The sequence below is a fragment of the Borrelia anserina Es genome (assembly GCF_001936255.1).
Taxonomy (GTDB): Bacteria; Spirochaetota; Spirochaetia; order Borreliales; family Borreliaceae; genus Borrelia; species Borrelia anserina.
Map to the genome: position 1 here is coordinate 56,817 of NZ_CP014325.1, position 18,557 is coordinate 75,373.

Below are 18,557 nucleotides of genomic sequence, written 5' to 3' on the forward strand. Positions count from 1 at the left end.
TTTTACTTGAACTACCTACATTATCAATTAAGTCATCACCTTCTTAGATACTCAAACTACTTGTCATCATCCATTGTTAATAACAAATGTATATCAATATATGAATTGATCAAGCATTACCTAAAAAAATTTAAAATCACAATTTAAATTGCAATTATAATCAAACAAACTTTTAAAAGTTATATTTTCTAAAGATGTATAATTAAAATACATCCAATAACAAATAAAAATACAAGATTTAATAGAAGTAAAGAAAACATAAATTATATTTAGAACATTGCCAACTTGTATTAATAATCTATTAATATAAGTTATTTATTAATATTACTTACCAACATAGAATACCCTTGTACTTTAATATCAAAAATGATAGCATAATATTACAATTAATAAAATAAATTTTATTATCGAGTTACACACAAAATAATAAGTAGGTAACACGATAAGAAGGAGAATATCTAATGAAAAGAATTATTTTAAACACCATAATGGTAACAATAGCTTCATTAGCTATACTAGGTTGCTGTCCAGACAAAACTGATCCATCACTATATGGTACAGGAAAAGGCAAGGCATATATAAAAGTTTTCCCAGATTTATCAAAACTAACACCCCTTGCTAAAAATTTTGAAGACATTAAATCTCTCATACCTGACCCATCTGCAGGTAAAACTTACAAAGAAAATAAGTTAAACGATGCATTTAGAGCTATATCAACTTATGAAGAAAGGTTCTTGAAAGCACTAGCCGCAAAAAAGGCATTAGAAGTTGCTAAAAAGAATAAAAATGCAAATGTTACAGAAATTGATAAAGAATTTGTAAACGTAATAAAATATCTAAAATTTGTAGATGGTGATGAAAATACAGTTGACAGTTATGACTATGTTGTTAAAATATTCAAGGAAGCTTTAGAAGAATAAATCTTATAAGAATAGTAAGTTAATATAAAGTAGGATAACAAAATGCGCTACTGTAGTAGCGCATTTATCTTTTTATGTATATACCTTGTTTACTAAAAAAGTACTACACATTTCGAAAAAAAGAGAATTATCATCTCAGAATAAAAATAAATCTGTACCCATACGCGCATTAAAATTTCATTTGTATAGAAACATATAGAAAAAATTACAATCTTAAAATACTTACTAATCAATTGTATAGCTCAAAATAATAAAACTCTAAACACAATTTTTAAATAAACGTATATATAAAAAAATTGAACCTCGCTTTTTAAAATTAATATTTTATAATGATTATCCAATTTTAATGAAAGAATCACTTAAACTGTAGTTTCTAATTTATACTGATACCTAAATTAAAATTAAATATACCTACTCTTAGCAAAATGCTTAAATTTATCCTTATATTCAAGGCTTAAGAGTAAATAACAGGAACTTAAAGCATCAAGACAGTCATCTCTACTTTTAAAATTGCCACTATAGCTATAAATATCATTGATAACATTGTTATCTGTAATCTTTAAAAACTCTATTTTGCGAGAGTTAAATAGGGGTATCAAAGTACATATTCTCATAAATTTATTACTTAAAGGCTTAACAGCTGATATTTTAAAATAATGATTCATGCCTCGCCTGAGAGAGACCATAATTTTTGTTAAAAATCCATAACCATCAGTATTATCTCGATCCTCAACATAGAGTGTATTAACATTAAAGTTCTCTGCCAACACACAAATAGCATTAAGAATTGACTCATCACTTATAGGCTTTCTATCTTGATAAACATATGCATAATACTTATCACCCATTCGTTCAAGCACACAAATAGCAGTATTATCCATACCAACAGAGAATGCAGGATCAATATACATAATTGGACTTTTAAATGTATAATCTTCATTTAGAATAACCTCATTAAAGCACGCATCAGCACTAGCAATCCACTCCCCAAGAAGTACTCGGGCTTTGTAAGCAGGCAAATTTCTGTAAATCATTTCCTGAGTTTCAATAAAATCTTTAGAATTTAAAGGATTATCATAAATACTAAAATTATATGTCCTATATATATCGGGTTTATCAATATAATCTGTCTTAAAGTAATGTGCAGGATGATCAGGATTCGTATCAAAAATAATAATAGCCGGCTTTTGCCTAAGTCTTTTCATTATCTCAAGTAAAGTCTCTTTATGCATTAAAGTTGCTTCATTAATATACACAATAGCAGAATTACTACCCCTAATCTTTGAGAAAGAATCACTATTTTTTCCTCCATAAACATTAAGTGTCAGACCTGCGATCATACATGAAACAGTTCGAGAATCTTTTAAATAATACTCAACATTTAAAAGATTACATATTTTTTCTATCTGTTTTAAGGTATTAGCAAGCAATGTTCCAATTGAACTTCCTACAATAAAATTATTAGTATCCTTGTAATAATACTTTTTATTCTGAATTAAAAATTTGATAAGTAAATAAGATGCCAAAAATGTCTTGCCACTGGATATTCCACCATTAAATATTATTCTAGAGCAAAAATTATTATCTATATTTCTCAATACTTCCCTTTGTCTAAGAGTTAAGTACTTATCTTCAAATAAGTTAAAATCAATTTTTCTAGTCTTATCTTTTGAAAATGTGGCAATATCAATATTAAATTTTCGCTTAAACCTTTTCTGCAACTTAATAAAAACTGATAAAGCACTTAACTCCAAGATTACCCCAACTTTAAGCCCCTAGACTTAAAAATTTCCTTCAATTTAATCAAACACTCATAATCTTCCTTCATATCACTTAAAACAAGCTCTCTAGACATTCGATTTTTCTTACAAACCTTGTACTTTAAACTCAATCTAAGTTTTTTACATAAGTTTTCATCATCACTGTCATTAATTTGTCTCTCTAAATTTAAAATCTCTTTATTAATATCTATTAACTTCTTAAAAACAGACTGTAGAGTAAGTTCTTTATACTTAAAATGAGAATTTATATAAGAATTTGCAATACTATAAAATGACTTATAAAAACGGTCTCGCTCCCCTTCAAGCTTATAAGCCTCACATGTTGCATCCCTAGCAAGATCATCCAAATCAACATTACTAGAAGCTACAGTAGTAGTATCAGCATCATCCGGATTACTTACAAGCTCACCTAAAATATCAAGTTTAGCCTCCAAAATAGTAGACTCACTAACATCTAATATTTTTGCAATATCAGATATACTTAAATTGGACCTAAACAGAATACTATATTTTAATTCTCTATTTTTAAATGTCATGCAAATAAATTGTAAACAAGTTTTTACAAAAAAACAAGATTTATATAATTCAAATTTAACAAAAAAATCATATATCCATAATTTAATTTCAAAACTTTATTAATCTATTACATAGAATTTAGATATTGGTTAGCTCCAATATCTAAAAAAGGAGAAAAGCATCACTAAAAAATTACTTCAAACACTAGCCCCAATTACAAACACATTAATGATAATCATAATTGTAACACAAAATACGGAGTAAAATAAATAAATCAACAATAAAAAAATAATAGAGTTAATAGAGTCTATAATAATTAAATAAGCTTAAATACTACAAAAAAAATTGTACTTGAGAACTTGCAACATCAAAATTTAAATACTAAAACTAACAAATATTCCTATATACCTTCACTCCCCCCACCCCTCTATAAATTAAAGCAAGGACTTTTTAGTCCTTTAAAGAGAAATTTATGAAAAAATACTGTTTGACAGCCTTTTTACACTAAAGGGTTTATTAAAAACTCTATTCCTAAAGCCCCTAATAAACCCTTTAAGGTAACAGGTCCTTATATTAAGAGTGACACATTGCATGTCAATCTGTACTAAATATAATATATAACAATTTCAAACATTTTGCAAATATTTTTCAAAGTTTTTTTTAAAAAATTGGAAAAAATAACAAAATAACGAAAAATGTTAAAGCTTAGACCCCCCCTCCATATTAGGTTCATTTCTAAAACCTCTGACCTCTCCAAATCATAAGTTTACCTACAAAAAATTCTTAGAAATAAATCCAACACTATAAATCTATCATACTATCTTTTTCTCTTCTTAATAGACTCAAATTGACTAACTATTCTTGCTAAAAATTCTTTCTCATCTGAGAAAACTTTCTCTAAAAGAAAGCTTGTAAGCTTGGCATTTCGCTTATAAAATGCATAAGCTTCAGGACATTTAAGCTGAAACCTTAAAGGACTTAAAGGATTCTGTTTAGATCTCTTTATACCAACACCTTCTCTATTTTTTAGCAAAAACATAGTTCCATTAATCCCATTGTTAATAACATACTTCTCTTCCACAATCCCCTCCTCAATTGCAGTAGCTATCTTCAAATACTTATAAGTCTGAGTCCTAGCAAGTCTGTAATCTTTGGCAAAATCATCAAAACTGGCATAGTTATCAAGCTTGTAATACTCATTATCCTTGATCTCTTTTAAAACTTTCATTGCTTCAATTTTGCAAAAGATCTCCTTTTGAAAATTAACTTTTAATCTCTCCTTAAGCTTATTATAGTGAATAGATATCTGTTCTTCTGGTGTCATCTCTTTAGATAAATTTCTCTTATTAACCTCTATTCCCATTTTTAACCCTCCTTTATCCGTACATACACTAAGTGTACGCAAGTTATAATTCTAGCTTAAGCCATAATGCCTTTGATTTTACTCATCAAATTTAAAAGTGTTTTTTGGTATTCTCTTATATAATCTTTATTCAAATCAAAAACATCATTTTTAGCTATTCTTCTATTCAAATCTTCTCTTTCAGATATTGTACCCAGAAAATTATCATTTTCTTTCAAAATATTTAATAACTCCTTATGAGTATTGTTCCTTTTAAACTTAGTACTAAGTAAATAAATAGGAACTCTTATAGACAATTTCTCAATGAAAAAATTAAACAAATCTAAACTCTCGATTGCCCATTTCTCTGCTGTAATTGGCACTATAATATAATCACTACATACTAAAGCATTAGTTAAAGTAAAATCTAGGCTAGGATTAGTATCAAGTATGATGTAATCATACTCATAACTTAATAACTTTAACTGCTCTTTTAATCTGAACTCCTTGTATGGAATAGATTCTGAGTTAAACTTGTGCAAAGTTAAATAGCTTGGTATCAAATCCAAATTACTATTAATATTTACGATAGCATTATCAATATGCAGATTTGATATCAAAACCTCATATATATTGAAATTAAATAAATCTATTCCTCTTTCCTTTATTATCCTAAAATAATAACTAGTAGTCGATGCTTGGGTATCTATGTCAATAATTAACACCTTAAAGGATTGAGATAAAAGAGCTGCAAATATTAAACTAGTGGTACTCTTACCTACTCCACCCTTGATTGATGCAATAGTAATTACTTTTGTATCTTTTGTATCCATCTTGGAATAATACCCCCTTCCGGCAATTTCTTTCCGTAAAATGCATAAAGCTCCCTTTCCAATTCCAGGAGTATGCTAAGTAAGGTCTGATAATAAGAACTTCCAACTTTATCTTTTTTTAATAAGTTGTGTAGCCCACTTAGATAACAAAAAACTCCACCTTTCTTAAATCTAAACTCTATATATTCACACTTCCTTAAAGTATAAGTCTCCCCCTTATTAAAATTTTTTACTAAAAATGCCTTACCTAATTTCTTAATCCCATAATAAATACCCAAAAAATCATCATTATCTCTTACAGAAAACAAATGAAACATACTTATATCTTCTATGTTAAAGATTCCTCTAAGAGATATGAAAAACTTAGTTGGTTCATTCTTACTTATTCCAAATGTGTAAAAATCTTTAAATATCTTAGTATGATATATCTTTCGATTCTTAACCTCTTCTACTTTGGAAAATATATTATTCTTTCCCTTCCTTTGATTCTTGGGATCTATTTCCTTTTTTTTCTGTTTCAATAATTCTAGTAAAGCCACCATCCTTCCTTTCCCTTGTATAATTGGTAGTCTTACTACTTTATCATTCTAAGTAGTTCGTAATAATACGTATTATCAACTACCTTACTATACTTTAATTTGTCTTTAGCGTTAATAAATTTTTTTAAGGTCGGTATTAATACGTCAATATCTACCCTATGCCTTAACTGTTCTAATAATATACTAAAAATGTTGTTTTTTATATCATTATTTGTGCTTTCTTGTTTTTGACAGACCTGTGTGCTGACTTTTATTTTCCTTATCAGATGATCCAAATCTTTGTATTTATTTTTCTCTACAATAAAGTGAGGTTTTTCTTTATAAGTCTCGTATATTTTATCAATTCCTTTTCTTAATGCTTCTTGATCATAGTTTTGTAACTTAAGCTCCGTTTCTACTTCGACGAGTATCTTTCTAAGTTTTTTTATATTAGCCTCTGACTTACTGTCCTTTTCTTGAACATTCTTGTTTAAATACCCATTCCTTTCTAGAAAATCTCTTACACATTCTATCTTGCCGATTTTAAGCTCATTTTTGATTGACTCTAAATTTTCTCTGGAGAGTGATTTTATAATCATTTCATATTTTTTTACCTCTTTGAAAAGTTTTATCTTAGATTCTTTTTCTGTTTTTAGATTTAATAAAATGAGAGGAAGATCAGTCTTGAAATTGCATTTACTTATGTACTTTAGTAGTGCATTTTTCTCTCTTTTATTATTAGTATTATTAATACACTCCCATTTTGGACTCCCATTTTCTTTTCTATGGATATCAACTCTTTCTCTAAACTTATTTATCTTTTCTTCCTTGATGTTTTTGAAGTATGAGTTTATCTTAGTATGACATTCTTTCTTTGGGTATTGTAGAGTATAATAAACTTCACTTCCACATTTCTTGCCTAGATGTCTGCAGTAATTGAGGGTGATTTGAAACTTTTTCTCAAGTGCATATAAATAATTTTGTAGTGTTTTAATCTTTACTGTCTTTTGATTATTTCTTTTTAGATTTCCATTGAAAAAATACAAGATGTTCTTTTGTGTGTATTTTTTTAGTTTTGAGTTCATGAAATTTAGTGTGGATACTAGTACAATCAAGTTGTATTGGTATCTATTGGTTTTTCCCTTTATACTTTTGATTTTCACTGTTTACTCCTAATATAAGTATTTATAAGTCTTAAGTTAATTAATAATACAATTTATCTTAAAAGTAAATACCTATTTTAGCAAATATTAAAATAAATAAATTTATTTTTTATAAGGTTAAATATTAGATATATTTTTTTCTTGGATTTGATTTCTTTGTAAGATGCTTTACAAACTTATGTTTTTGCTATATGATAAAAGTAAACACTTATATTGAGAGAAAATAAGTACTGATAATTTTTATTTAAAATTTCATTAGAAATGGACGAGCCTTGTTAAGGCAAGTCATGTTAATTTTCATAAACTTTTTAATATTCTTTACTTTATTTAAATCTTACTTAAAGTAAGGTTTTTTATTTTAGGTAAATTGAAAATAAAAAGCCCCAATTTGGGACTTTTTGTTTGGAAGAGGAAAGATATTTTTTTAAATTTACTTTTTTAATTTACTGTATTTTTTGTATACGGAAATAGCTATGGGTTTTATATTGTTTATATAGCGTTTTAAATGCATGATATTTTCTTTAACTGCCTCTAGTGTATGATCGTCTCTTAGAACATCAGCTTCTAGTAGTGTAAAGGAGGGAAAATTTTTATTTCCCAATTTTTCTTTAGTCCGAATTAAAAATGTTTCTAGATATAATGCGTAACTTACAAGTTGTGCTTCATATATGCTTAAGCTTTTGAGTGTGTGTTCAATAGGGGGCTCAGGTTCTTCTGGTAGTGCAGCTATGGAAGTACAGCTAAATATTATGATTTGTAGTAATATAATTATTTTGAGGATTATTTTTTTTGTCATTTTTTATCTCCCTTTTTATTTATTGTTTCTAGTTCATCTTGAAATAATTTAGTTTTTGTTTTCATAAGGGTATTGCGTTCATTTCGTATATCTTCAATTAAATCAGGATCAGCATCGGCTTTAATTGCATCAATAAGTTTTGTAATCTTGTTAAGTATAGTTTCAAGTTCAATGATGATTTGCTTACATTCTTCAAGTTCCATTTTTTGCATTGAAGTTAAGTAGAGGGTATGCATATATTTGTAAAGATCTATGGCTTTTTTTATTCCTATGTGAAAACTTTCATTATCTAGATGGTCACTGTATCCAAAAAATTCCATTAGATTTTGAAGGAAGATTATCCCTAGATTTGTGTTGTTTTTGTTTAGCATAAATTATTCCTTAAATTTTAATAAATTTTTAACTTTTCTTTTTTTTTTCAAGTAAATGCTTAATTATTTTAACTGCCTTATTTAGCATTGGCTTTAATATTGGTGCTAAAGGGATTAAGGTCAGTAATGCGAGTCCTACAATGAGCATAAGTTTTACTTCATTAGTACTTGATAAGAACTCGAATATCATGTTCATATTATCCTCCATTTTTAAATGTGTGTTAGATGTGTTGTATATAAAATATAAACCGTCTAATTTTGTTCTGTTTACATATTAGCATAAATTTAGCAAAAATTAAATATACAAAAACTATATTTTAAGAAGATGTGGGATGTCTTGGTTTGGATCACTGCTGTATATTGAAGCGTGTAACTTGTACCATCCTACAAGAAGTTGTTTTGTAATGTTGTGTTCTTTTCCGCTGTAGAAAAATAAGGTTGTATATTGTTTTTCATTCGTATTTTCGGAAAATCTAAGGAGTACTTTTTTTGTCATGATCGCGTTAGAATTTGCATTATTTTGAAGAGTAAGCATTATGTTTAAATAGATGTTTTTTTCTTTAAGGCTTCTTGGAAATCTTAGTTCTACTTTTTCTGTTACAATATCCATTTTGATTGACTTTCTTTCGAATTCATGGTAAGAATAGTAGACATCAGTTGATGGGTCTGCTCCCCAGTATTGAAAGCCCTGAGGAAATCCTTGTAAATAATCATGTTCTGTTAATCTATTTAGTATTTTAGAGTTCTTATTGAAAGCAAGAAATTCTAGGTCCTGGGTTGATTCGATGTATGATGTAGCTGAAGCTATTATGAGGTTTAACTCTTTTTCAAGTTCAATCTTTTTTATATGGGTATTGATTAAGGAATTGTATCTTCTATGAAACTCATCTGTTCTGGTAAAAGTCCTTCTTACATATCTCTTTGCTTCTTCTAGGCTTTTATTTTCTGCAAAAACTTCTTTTAAATTGTCTATCAGAGTTTGAAATGAAGCTAAATCAAAATCTCTTTTGTTTGTGTCGTATATAGATATCTTGCTGGTTTTCATGTTCTTTTCAGTTTCAGGTTGCTGAGTTAAATTTTCAATCAATGTTGCCTTGAGTTTTTCAAATAGAGTATTGAAATCAAGATTATTTGTTTCAGTTTTGAGTCCCATTAGCTTGGAGATTATCTTTAAATACATTTTCTCTGTATGAGATTCATATTCAAGTAGTTCTTTAGATATTATTTCTCTTATAACTTTTTTGAAATATTCGATTCCTTCGTAAAATGTATCTTTTTTAATTTGTTCAAGTAAGTTTTTGTATGTAATTGCATAAGTTTCTTCGACAATATCATCAATGGGAATTAGATCGTTCTCATTGACTTGAATTTTTCTGTTAAAATCTTTTATCTGTATGCTTTCTTCTATTTCTTCATTTTCTTGGTCCATAGAATCTCCTTGTTTATTTTATTTCTTTACTATGGATGTCAAAAATTTTAATAGTTCTTCCAGCAGGAATTAAGGATTTAATGAATCCATAAACTGAGTTTTTAAAATCTTTTGGAATATAATTAGATGCGAGTTTTTTGAGTTTGCCTTTATGTTTAACTATAATAATTTTTAACTTTCCATTAATTTTGCCAGCTATTTTGAATTTAATTGGTGATCTAATATTATCAAGTAATTTGATAATGATCTCTCCAGGTATGTTTGGATTAACATTTACTTCGACTCTTGCATGTAAAAATGCCTTAAAGAGTAAATGGAAACTTTCATCTGTTCCTATTGATTTGATTGCAAATATTATTGCTTGAAGAGAGTTGATGAGATCTTTTTTAAGGCCTTTTTTTAAATGGGATGCGTTAAATAGTGATAGCATCATTAATGCAATGTATCTTGAGTTGATAGTTTCTTTTATGTTAATTGTAGCGAAATTTTGAGATAGTTCATCAAGTTCTTTTAATAGTTGTTTTTTAAATTTAAGTTCGCTTTGTGTAATCTTTGCAATTTGTGTATTTTGTAAAAATTTTGGTATTGTTTTCATTATCCTTATTCTCTATCGATTATGAGTCTTAGATGTTCATCAAAGGATATCAGCTCATTTTCTTTAATCTCTACATCGGTGTTAAATTGAAACTCAGGTGCTTTAATTTTTGTTATCTTGGTTTCTGAGTCTTCTTTTATGCAAATGCCGATCCTCATATTTTTGATTCCTTTAATTAGGCCTACAGGGCTTAGAAAATTTTGGTATCTAAATGAGATTCCCATATCTTTATATTTATATTGTTTAATGTTTTTGTAAATTTCTCTTATTTGTCTGTCTATTTCTTTGTATATTCCCTCTGTTTCAGTTTTGTATAGTACTTTTAAATATGCGTATTTGATTTTTCCTAAGTTAAATCTGTATGTCTTTTTTTGTCCATTATCGTTTGAAAACTCAAGTTTTATTTCACCTTGAAATGCTGTGCCACTGGGAGCAGTGTAATATATTGCTTTCCAGATTTTTATTTGTGTTGCATTGTCGATTTCATTTTCAATAGTTCTACTTTCTGTGTATTGTTCAGTAAATATAATATAAATTTCAATTGTTCCTGCTGAGCTTATGATATTTGCATGTTCTATTTCTGGAATTGCTAGAAGTGCTTGTTTTATTGCTTCATAAGTCGAACTTGTTGGTATGCTTAGGGATGCTTGTAATTTTTTAAAATATGTTCCCCCTTCTTTAAGTGTTGCAAATAGTTCGTTTAAAGCTTTAATTATTTCCATATCGATTGCGGAACTTGGGTAATTTATTATGTCAAATATTGAGTTATCTTTGATTGAAATATTATATTCTTTTTTAAGTATTTCTTTTTTTATGCTTTGTATCTCTTCTATTGATTTTGTGAGGATTCCAATTTCTTTGTCGAATAGGATTTTCATGATTTATATTCCATACTTAGCGTCTCTCCAGCTAGGAAAAACTCTAATGTTATTTTTTTACCTTCTTGTGTTTTTCTAACATTTAATATGTCGATGTTTGAGGTTTTCAAGGTATTTGCAAAGAAAGTTTTAATATCTTCTTCTCTGTGTATCTTTAATAGTTTTATGAAGACATTAAAGTTAAGTCCATAATTTTTGTTATAAAGACTACCAATCGGTGTTTTTAGGTATAAGAATAATCTTTGTTTTTGCTCATTAACTCCATCTACTATTTTTAAATCATTATCAAAAATTATATTAAATTCATTATCTATTTTAATATCCATTTTTAACTACCTTGAGCATTAATTATATCATATTTAGCAAAAATAGTGTGCAATTTTAACAAAAAATTGTAATAATATAACATTAGATCTGATCTAAATTTGATCTAAAAAAGAAGATTCGATATTAAATCGAATCTTATAGTATCATCTTCTTATAGTCTTGAAATATTTGTTTGCCTTTATTTAATTTTAAACAAAGGCAACTTAAATGTCAATATTTTTATTAATAATATTATAATTTTTATTCTTAATTTGTTTTAATTTTTCTTACGTAAATTTATAGTCCAGTAAATGTCTTACTACGAAATTGATCTCTTTTAAAAAAGAGACTCTTTAGTTTTAAAGAGTCTCCAAGGTGAGAAGAATATAAAAATGAGATTCGTTGGCTTTTTAAATAGAATTTCATTTTCATTACTTTAAATCATTGATTGATAGCAGGTTATAATTAACTATCCTTTTGTTTTCAATATAAATCTAATTTTGACTTTTTTATTTTTTTAGATTTATATTCTCTATGGCATTCATTTTTTTTAAAGGCACCACATAAGAAGACTAAAAGAATAAATGAAGATGATATATTCTTATATACTTATACATTGTTTTACCTTATAATCATGTTTTTTATTATTTTCATATTATACATTTTTAATTAATGATCTGCAATAATAAAGATATTAAAATCGAATAGTTTTTTTAGAGCAGATAATTTTTTTAGAATTTTGTTATTCTTTTAAAAAAATATAAATTTTCAAAGATCAGGTTTTTTAAACTTTAATTTTAGGAGTTGTTAGCTGTATGAGTGATGAGTTTTGTTTGATAAGTAAAATCATTGATTAAGTTTTTAATAATAAATTTTTGCCACTAACTTTTTGTCAGTGACAAAATCAATGTTTAAACTTTAAAAAGTGATTTTCATGAAGGATATATGTAATCCTTTTAAAAAAGCTGTTAAACCTTGTAAGCTATAGTTTTTTTGCTTCCAAAATACAAATTCTACCACTCATGTTCTCTGTTATATCCGTCGTTTTCATGGTAGCTATCTTCCTCCCTATCTCCATTTAACGATTTGCATGAAAGCATCATAAGTAACATTAAAAATACGTATTTTTTCATCTTTTATCCTTTATCCTAAAATTGTATCAAGTATATTTTAACATTTAGTATAATTTAATATTATCAAATTATGTTTTAAAAGTCTAGAATTGTTATTTGGCAATTTTTTATTTTAGAATTTAGGAGGATTATTTATTTGAGGTCTCCTTAGGAGATTTTTGTTTTTTAAATTTATTATTAAGCTAGGTTTTTACACTCTTTTTTGATGAAATCGTTTGCTTGTGATTAATTGTTTTAATTATTCCAAAGTTGAAAATTTATTAACAATTTTTTTAGTGTTATTAGTTCTTTTTTTATTTATGAGCTTGAAATTTTTATTTTCATATTGATAAGTGCAGTTTTGAGTCTAATTATCAATAAGTTTGAATTAAAAAGATGTACTAGTATATTGAAAGTATTTTATAATAACTCTAGTGATTTATTATAGATTTGGTGATTTTATTTTGAGGGTTTGGTATTAAAGAGGTTAAACTTGAAAAGGAGATATTTAATGGTAAAGGTGAAAGTGAAGAATTACATTTTATTTTTTTTATTACTGTCAATGGGGTGTAATAACACAGATACAGGGAGATTTCAAGATGTTGCTTTAGCCCTGTCTAAAGGTAATCTTCTTGGGAAGAGTTTGGTTAAGATGGATTTATTGACAGAGGGCTTATTGATTGAAGAGGGCTTATTTGAAAAGGATGTGCTTAAAAGAGAACTAGTTGAAGTAGATGGTGGCAAGTCAGATTTAAAAAAAGGTACAGGAGAAAATTCAGTAGTCAAGGTTGATGTTGGATCGAAAAAGGTTGATGCTGAATTGGAAGACGATATAGAGCTTAAGATTCAAAATTTGCTAGACGAATTTAAGTTGTCAGATCAACAAAGAGCAATCATTATGGATTTAAAGTGTGTATTAACTGATCCTTCTATTGGTAATGATGAAGGTTATAAAACATATTCTAGAGAGGAGTTTTATGATTTGTTAAATCACACAGGTAATGCTAATTCTAGTTTAATGTCTAAAGTTACTTTTGTTGATTCAATGACAGCATATATTATGCCTATTTTCTATGAACTAAGAGAAATTGAGGGATTTATTGAGCATATGGAGGATGGAGAAAGAAAACAAGCATTCGGAGATAAGTTAACTTTGAAATTACAAAGATATCAATTAGGCTTAAAAGGGTGTTTTACTGTGCAAAAGGATGATTCTGTTTATATTAGGTTGCTTTCTAATCTTTATACCTATGGTAATTTATTGAAGGGCTGGTTTCGTGATATTAAAGATGATGATGCTTCAATCTCGGAGTTTGAAAAGATTTATGCAGAGATGTCTGTAGATGAGCAAGAAATAATTGATTATATGAGAAGTGTAGCAATGAAGAATTATACTGGTTTTATGAAGGATCGACGTTATCTCTATAATCATGATGAAATAGGGTCTTATCGCTTGTTAGTCGAGTTTGGTGCTACTAGGCTTAAAAAGATTTGCGATGTTCTTAAAGTAATAGTAGAAGCTAGAGTGGCTGTTGCTAATATTAAGGACAGATCAAGCGTGTTGTATCTAGGTCTGTCAGGGCCACTTTATCATTACATGAATGGATTTGCAGCATACCTAAAAGGGGTATTCAATCTCTCTAGTAGTGTTGATGAGATGTATACTAAGATTCTGGATTCTTTTGATGGGGATAAGTTTAATTTATATAATATGGTGCATGTTAAAGAAAGGGCTCTTGCTATTATAGAAAGTGAAAAGGAACACGGAGTTATATAGTAAAGAGGGTATCATGTGAGAAGTAATCTATTATCTAATAGGTACTAATGTTTCGGATATTATAAAATGTGTGGTAATTAGTGTTTAAAGTACAAAGAAAGACAGGAATAGTTATTGAAGATTAGAAGTATGAATTAAAAGAAGAATTAAAATGTAGGTTTGATAAATTTAAGGTATAACTATATAGATGAGTAGGAAATATTAGGGTCTTAGAAATTAGTCTGAGACCTTTATTTATATTTATTAGTATTAACGTTGATGTTTATGTTAGAATTTAAGTAATAGAGTTACCATATCAACATGGTAGCATAATCAATAAACTATCTAGTTTTAATCAATAAACTAGATAGTTTAGTTTAGAGGAGATATTTAATGGTAAAGGTGAAAGTGAAGAATTACATTTTATTTTTTTTATTACTGTCGTTAGGGTGTAATAATACAGGTACAAAAAAATTTAAAGATTCTATTTTTGATATATCTAAAACTAGCTTTGTTGGGAAGAGATTGGGCAAAGGTATTAACTTGTCTAAAAAGGGAGTAGTTGAAGTAGATGTTGGTAAGTCAGATTTAAAAAAAGGTACAGGAGAAAATTCAGTAGTCAAGGTTGATGTTGGATCGGAAAAGGTTGATGCTGGATCGGAAAAGGTTGATGTTGGATCGAAAAAGGTTGATGCTGAATTGGAAGACGATATAGAGCTTAAGATTCAAAATTTGCTAGACGAATTTAAGTTGTCAGCTCAACAAAAAGAAAGCATTATGGATTTAAAGGGTATATTGACTGATCCTTCTATTGGTAAAGATGAAGGTTATAAAATATATTCTAGTGAGGAGTTTTATCGCTTGTTGGTCGAGTTTGGTGATGCTAAGCTTAAAGGGATTTGTAGTGTGCTTCAAGTAATAAAAGAAACAGAAGCAGCTATTGATAATATTAGTGACCAAGATTTGAAAGAAATATTAAACATGCAGTTTAGTTATTACTCTGATCTATATTCAAAACGTCTAAGAGAGACGTTTAGTCTTGATAATGTTAATGATATATATGATAATATCTTGCGTTCTCATAGTAATTATTTGGCGGATATTGTTAAGCTTAAAGAAGAAGTTCCTTTAATTGAAGAAGGTCTAAATAAGTCCTTAGTGTTATTAAATAATCGTAGGGATATAACAAATTATATGTTAAGAATAGTACGTAATAACTTTGATATTGGTTTTATCAAAGTTATTCGTAAGTTTTATGTCATGTTAGGGAAGATAGATTTGGATAGTATTAAGGGAATTATAGAATATGTAGAATATATTTTTGATTGGAAGTGTGAGGTTGAACGAAGCATTAATACTGTTGATGATGAAGGCTTTAGAGAAGAGTTAGAATCTAAGCTTAAGCAGCTCGAAAGTGAATATTTAAAGGAGATAGGTAAATATTTATACGATAATATTTACAATGATATTGCATTAATTAGTGCTATTGAGAATATACGTGATGGATTGAAAGCTGCGCGAGATTATTATGTATTTGATTTTTCTAATATCAAATCTCAAGCTTTAGGATTTATGAAGTTTCCAGAGTTAATGAGAGAGTTGTCTGCAGATGATTTAGAAGTAATTGATTACATGCGTTCATTAGTAACTAATTCTAAGACTAATAATTATAATATTAATGAGTTTAATTGTGTGATAGGTATGATTGGTAGTAGTAGTGTACTTCGAAACATTTTAAAACCCCATTTAGCTGTGTTTAAAGCACAAAAAGAGGCTGAATCAGCTATTGATAATATCAAGGAAGTTACGTCACAAGCAAGACTAAGACGTAGATTTGATGAAGTTATTGTTAAATATAAAGCTTTGTTGAGTAATATATTTGTGGAATCGGATCTTTATAGTATTTATCATAGTAATGCATATCAGGATGGTGTAAGTAAACTTGCAATTGATTTGAATGAGATTATAGATGCTGCTAAATCATTATAGATTATTATAGAAAGTAAATATTAGGGTCTTAGAAATTAGTCTGAGACCTTTATTTATATTTATTAGTATTAACGTTGATGTTTATGTTAGAATTTAAGTAATAGAGTTACCATATCAACATGGTAGCATAATCAATAAACTATCTAGTTTTAATCAATAAACTAGATAGTTTAGTTTATAGGAGATATTTAATGGTAAAGGTGAAAGTGAAGAATTACATTTTATTTTTTTTATTACTGTCGTTAGGGTGTAATAATACAGGTTCAGATAAATCTAAAGATTCTACTTTTGATATATCTAAAACTAGCTTTGTTGGGAAGAGATTGGGCAAAGGTATTAACTTATCTAGAAAGGGAGTAGTTGAAGTAGATGTTGGTAAGTCAGATTTAAAAAAAGGTACAGGAGAAAATTCAGTAGTCAAGGTTGATATTGGATCGAAAAAGGTTGATGCTGAATTGGAAGACGATATAGAGCTTAAGATTCAAAATTTGCTAGACGAATTTAAGTTGTCAGCTCAACAAAGAGCAATCATTATGGATTTAAAGGATGTGTTAACTAATCCCGATATTGGTAGTGATGAAGGTTATAGAACATATTCTAGAGAGGAGTTTTATGATTTGTTTAATCACACAGGTAATGTTAATGCTGATTTAGCCTTCAAACTTAATTTTGTTAATTCAGTGACACAGAATATTCTGCCTACTTTCCAAGAGCAAAAAGAAGCGAAGGAAGCTGTTGGGAATCTTGTTGAGTATGTTAAGAATCGGGTGTATTGGGTAGGAGGACAAGACTTAGCAGAGAGGTTTACTTTGAAAATGAAAGAATATCAATTAGTACTAAAAAAGATTTTTAATCTTGATAGGAATATTCATAATCATGGTTTTTTGCTCTCTGACCTTTATGGTCATTGTGATTTAGCTACGGACTGGTTTAGAGAGATTCAAAAAGAGGCTATTCGAATTGTAGAGCTTATGAAGCTACGTGAAGAAAGAAAGCCAGTAATTAATTATATGGAATCTGTATTAGTTGATCATCCCGATATTGCTAAAGGTTATCGCAATTATACTAAGGAGGAATTTGATAACTTGTTGGTCGAGTTTGGTGCTGTTAAGCTTAAAGAGATTTTTAATATGCTTCAAGTAATAGTAGAAACTGAGGTAGCTATTGATAATATTAGTTCCCGAGCATTGAGAAGAAAGTTAGAAAGACGGTTTAATGATTACAAGAATCGATATTCGGAATGTCTACAAGAGACGTTTGATGGTAGTAATGTTGATGATATATATGATAATATCTTGCGTTCTCATAGTAATTATTTGGCGGATATTGCTAAGCTTAAAGAAGAAGTTCCTTTAATTGAAGAAGGTCTAAATAAGGCCTTAGTGTTATTAAATGATCTTAGGGATATAATAAAGTATATGTTACTAATAGTACGTGATAACTTTGATATTGATTTTGTCAAGTTTACTTGTAATTTTTATTTCATGTTAGGGAATATGGATTTTAAGAATATTGAGGAAATTGCAGAAGATGTAGAATATATTTTTGATTTGAAGGATGAGGTTGAACGAAGCATTAGTACTGTTGATGATGAAGACTTTAGAGAAGAGTTAGAATCTAAGATTGATCAGTGCGAAAGTGAATATTCAAAGGAGCTAAGTAAATATTTATACGATAATGTTTATAAAAATAATAATATTGCATTACCTAGTTCTATTGATAGTATACGTAATGGATTGAAAGCTATACGAGATTCTTATGAGGGGCAATTATTTAGTATCAAATCTCAAGCTTTAGGGTTTATTAGTTTTCAAGGGTTCGTAAAAGAGTTGTCTGAAGATGATTTAGAAGTAATTGATTATATGCGTTCATTAGTAACTAATTCTAAGACTAATAATTATAATATTAATGAGTTTAATTGTGTGATGGGTATGGTAGAGAGTATTAATGGACTTCGAGACATTTTAAGACCCCATTTAGCTGTGTTTAAAGCACAAAAAGAGGCTGAATCAGCTATTGATAATATCAAGGAAGTTGCGTCACAAGCAAGACTAAGACGTAGATTTGATGAAGTTATTGTTAAATATAAAGCTTTGTTGAGTAATATATTTGTGAAACGGGATCTTTATAGTATTTATCATAGTAATGCATATCAAGATGATGTAAGTAAACTTGCAATTGATTTGAATGAGATTATAGATGCTGCTAAATCATTATAGATTATTATAGAAAGTAAATATTAGGGTCTTAGA

General features: G+C 28.0%; 16 protein-coding genes. 4 read left to right on the plus strand and 12 right to left on the minus strand.

Features of this window, described 5'->3' with window-relative positions; translation table 11 throughout:
- The first annotated feature begins 461 nt into the window (after window positions 1-461).
- A complete protein-coding gene (locus N187_RS04520) occupies window positions 462-920 on the plus strand; it encodes a hypothetical protein (protein ID WP_025420016.1) in 459 nt (152 codons plus the stop codon).
- 401 nt (window positions 921-1,321) lie between these two features.
- Here the strand turns inward: N187_RS04520 and N187_RS04525 are convergent, their stop codons facing one another.
- From N187_RS04525 to N187_RS04580, 12 genes are all read right to left on the minus strand, one after another.
- A complete protein-coding gene (locus tag N187_RS04525; RefSeq protein ID WP_025420015.1) occupies window positions 1,322-2,674 on the minus strand; it encodes a PBSX family phage terminase large subunit in 1,353 nt (450 codons plus the stop codon).
- Window positions 2,675-2,676: 2 nt separating this feature from the next.
- On the minus strand, window positions 2,677-3,237 hold the full coding sequence (locus N187_RS04530; RefSeq protein ID WP_025420014.1) for a hypothetical protein: 561 nt from the start codon (window positions 3,235-3,237) through the stop codon (window positions 2,677-2,679).
- Between the two features lie 797 nt (window positions 3,238-4,034).
- Window positions 4,035-4,580: a chromosome replication/partitioning protein gene (locus N187_RS04535; protein ID WP_025420013.1), complete on the minus strand. Its 546-nt coding sequence runs from the start codon at window positions 4,578-4,580 to the stop codon at window positions 4,035-4,037.
- A gap of 56 nt (window positions 4,581-4,636) precedes the next feature.
- Window positions 4,637-5,392 carry a ParA family protein gene (locus N187_RS04540; RefSeq protein WP_025420012.1) on the minus strand — a complete coding sequence of 252 codons (756 nt, stop codon included), beginning with the start codon at window positions 5,390-5,392 and terminating at the stop codon, window positions 4,637-4,639.
- On the minus strand, window positions 5,368-5,934 hold the full coding sequence (locus tag N187_RS04545; protein WP_025420011.1) for a DUF226 domain-containing protein: 567 nt from the start codon (window positions 5,932-5,934) through the stop codon (window positions 5,368-5,370). Before N187_RS04545 ends, N187_RS04540 begins: the two co-directional genes overlap by 25 nt.
- Window positions 5,935-5,966: 32 nt before the next feature.
- Entirely contained in the window at window positions 5,967-7,073 is a 1,107-nt protein-coding gene (locus N187_RS04550) for a plasmid maintenance protein (RefSeq protein WP_025420010.1), read from the minus strand.
- Window positions 7,074-7,503: 430 nt separating this feature from the next.
- A complete protein-coding gene (locus N187_RS04555; RefSeq protein ID WP_041178737.1) occupies window positions 7,504-7,869 on the minus strand; it encodes a BBA14 family lipoprotein in 366 nt (121 codons plus the stop codon).
- A complete protein-coding gene (locus tag N187_RS04560; RefSeq protein ID WP_041178736.1) occupies window positions 7,866-8,240 on the minus strand; it encodes a BlyB family putative holin accessory protein in 375 nt (124 codons plus the stop codon). The genes N187_RS04555 and N187_RS04560 overlap by 4 nt, the downstream gene beginning before the upstream one ends.
- Window positions 8,241-8,550: 310 nt before the next feature.
- A complete protein-coding gene (locus tag N187_RS04565; protein ID WP_025420007.1) occupies window positions 8,551-9,669 on the minus strand; it encodes a DUF685 domain-containing protein in 1,119 nt (372 codons plus the stop codon).
- A gap of 13 nt (window positions 9,670-9,682) precedes the next feature.
- Window positions 9,683-10,264 carry a DUF735 family protein gene (locus tag N187_RS04570; protein WP_041178734.1) on the minus strand — a complete coding sequence of 194 codons (582 nt, stop codon included), beginning with the start codon at window positions 10,262-10,264 and terminating at the stop codon, window positions 9,683-9,685.
- A gap of 5 nt (window positions 10,265-10,269) precedes the next feature.
- Window positions 10,270-11,142 (minus strand): DUF276 domain-containing protein, encoded by an 873-nt coding sequence (locus N187_RS04575; RefSeq protein WP_025420005.1) that lies wholly within the window; start codon window positions 11,140-11,142, stop codon window positions 10,270-10,272.
- A complete protein-coding gene (locus tag N187_RS04580) occupies window positions 11,139-11,468 on the minus strand; it encodes a contractile injection system sheath initiator (protein ID WP_025420004.1) in 330 nt (109 codons plus the stop codon). Before N187_RS04580 ends, N187_RS04575 begins: the two co-directional genes overlap by 4 nt.
- A 1,603-nt stretch (window positions 11,469-13,071) precedes the next feature.
- On the opposite strand from N187_RS04580, the gene N187_RS04585 reads away from it, so the two are divergent.
- The 3 genes from N187_RS04585 to N187_RS04595 all read left to right on the plus strand — a co-directional run bounded on the left by N187_RS04585 (window position 13,072) and on the right by N187_RS04595 (window position 18,524).
- The gene (locus N187_RS04585; RefSeq protein WP_025420003.1) at window positions 13,072-14,337 is read left to right on the plus strand and encodes a BTA121 domain-containing protein surface lipoprotein; all 1,266 of its coding nucleotides are present in this window, start codon (window positions 13,072-13,074) and stop codon (window positions 14,335-14,337) included.
- Between the two features lie 372 nt (window positions 14,338-14,709).
- The gene (locus N187_RS04590; protein WP_025420002.1) at window positions 14,710-16,305 is read left to right on the plus strand and encodes a BTA121 domain-containing protein surface lipoprotein; all 1,596 of its coding nucleotides are present in this window, start codon (window positions 14,710-14,712) and stop codon (window positions 16,303-16,305) included.
- A 191-nt stretch (window positions 16,306-16,496) separates the two neighbouring features.
- Complete coding sequence (locus N187_RS04595) at window positions 16,497-18,524, plus strand: BTA121 domain-containing protein surface lipoprotein (RefSeq protein ID WP_025420001.1); 2,028 nt, start codon at window positions 16,497-16,499, stop codon at window positions 18,522-18,524.
- Window positions 18,525-18,557: the final 33 nt, after the last annotated feature.

What these genes read in the sequence shown, in the direction of transcription:
- N187_RS04520 (WP_025420016.1), top strand. Translation starts at nt 462, where the DNA reads ATGAAAAGAATTATTTTAAACACCATAATGGTAACAATAGCTTCATTA.
- N187_RS04530 (WP_025420014.1), bottom strand. Translation starts at nt 3,237, where the DNA reads ATGACATTTAAAAATAGAGAATTAAAATATAGTATTCTGTTTAGGTCC.
- N187_RS04535 (WP_025420013.1), bottom strand. Translation starts at nt 4,580, where the DNA reads ATGGGAATAGAGGTTAATAAGAGAAATTTATCTAAAGAGATGACACCA.
- N187_RS04540 (WP_025420012.1), bottom strand. Translation starts at nt 5,392, where the DNA reads ATGGATACAAAAGATACAAAAGTAATTACTATTGCATCAATCAAGGGT.
- N187_RS04545 (WP_025420011.1), bottom strand. Translation starts at nt 5,934, where the DNA reads ATGGTGGCTTTACTAGAATTATTGAAACAGAAAAAAAAGGAAATAGAT.
- N187_RS04555 (WP_041178737.1), bottom strand. Translation starts at nt 7,869, where the DNA reads ATGACAAAAAAAATAATCCTCAAAATAATTATATTACTACAAATCATA.
- N187_RS04560 (WP_041178736.1), bottom strand. Translation starts at nt 8,240, where the DNA reads ATGCTAAACAAAAACAACACAAATCTAGGGATAATCTTCCTTCAAAAT.
- N187_RS04565 (WP_025420007.1), bottom strand. Translation starts at nt 9,669, where the DNA reads ATGGACCAAGAAAATGAAGAAATAGAAGAAAGCATACAGATAAAAGAT.
- N187_RS04570 (WP_041178734.1), bottom strand. Translation starts at nt 10,264, where the DNA reads ATGAAAACAATACCAAAATTTTTACAAAATACACAAATTGCAAAGATT.
- N187_RS04575 (WP_025420005.1), bottom strand. Translation starts at nt 11,142, where the DNA reads ATGAAAATCCTATTCGACAAAGAAATTGGAATCCTCACAAAATCAATA.
- N187_RS04580 (WP_025420004.1), bottom strand. Translation starts at nt 11,468, where the DNA reads ATGGATATTAAAATAGATAATGAATTTAATATAATTTTTGATAATGAT.
- N187_RS04585 (WP_025420003.1), top strand. Translation starts at nt 13,072, where the DNA reads ATGGTAAAGGTGAAAGTGAAGAATTACATTTTATTTTTTTTATTACTG.
- N187_RS04590 (WP_025420002.1), top strand. Translation starts at nt 14,710, where the DNA reads ATGGTAAAGGTGAAAGTGAAGAATTACATTTTATTTTTTTTATTACTG.
- N187_RS04595 (WP_025420001.1), top strand. Translation starts at nt 16,497, where the DNA reads ATGGTAAAGGTGAAAGTGAAGAATTACATTTTATTTTTTTTATTACTG.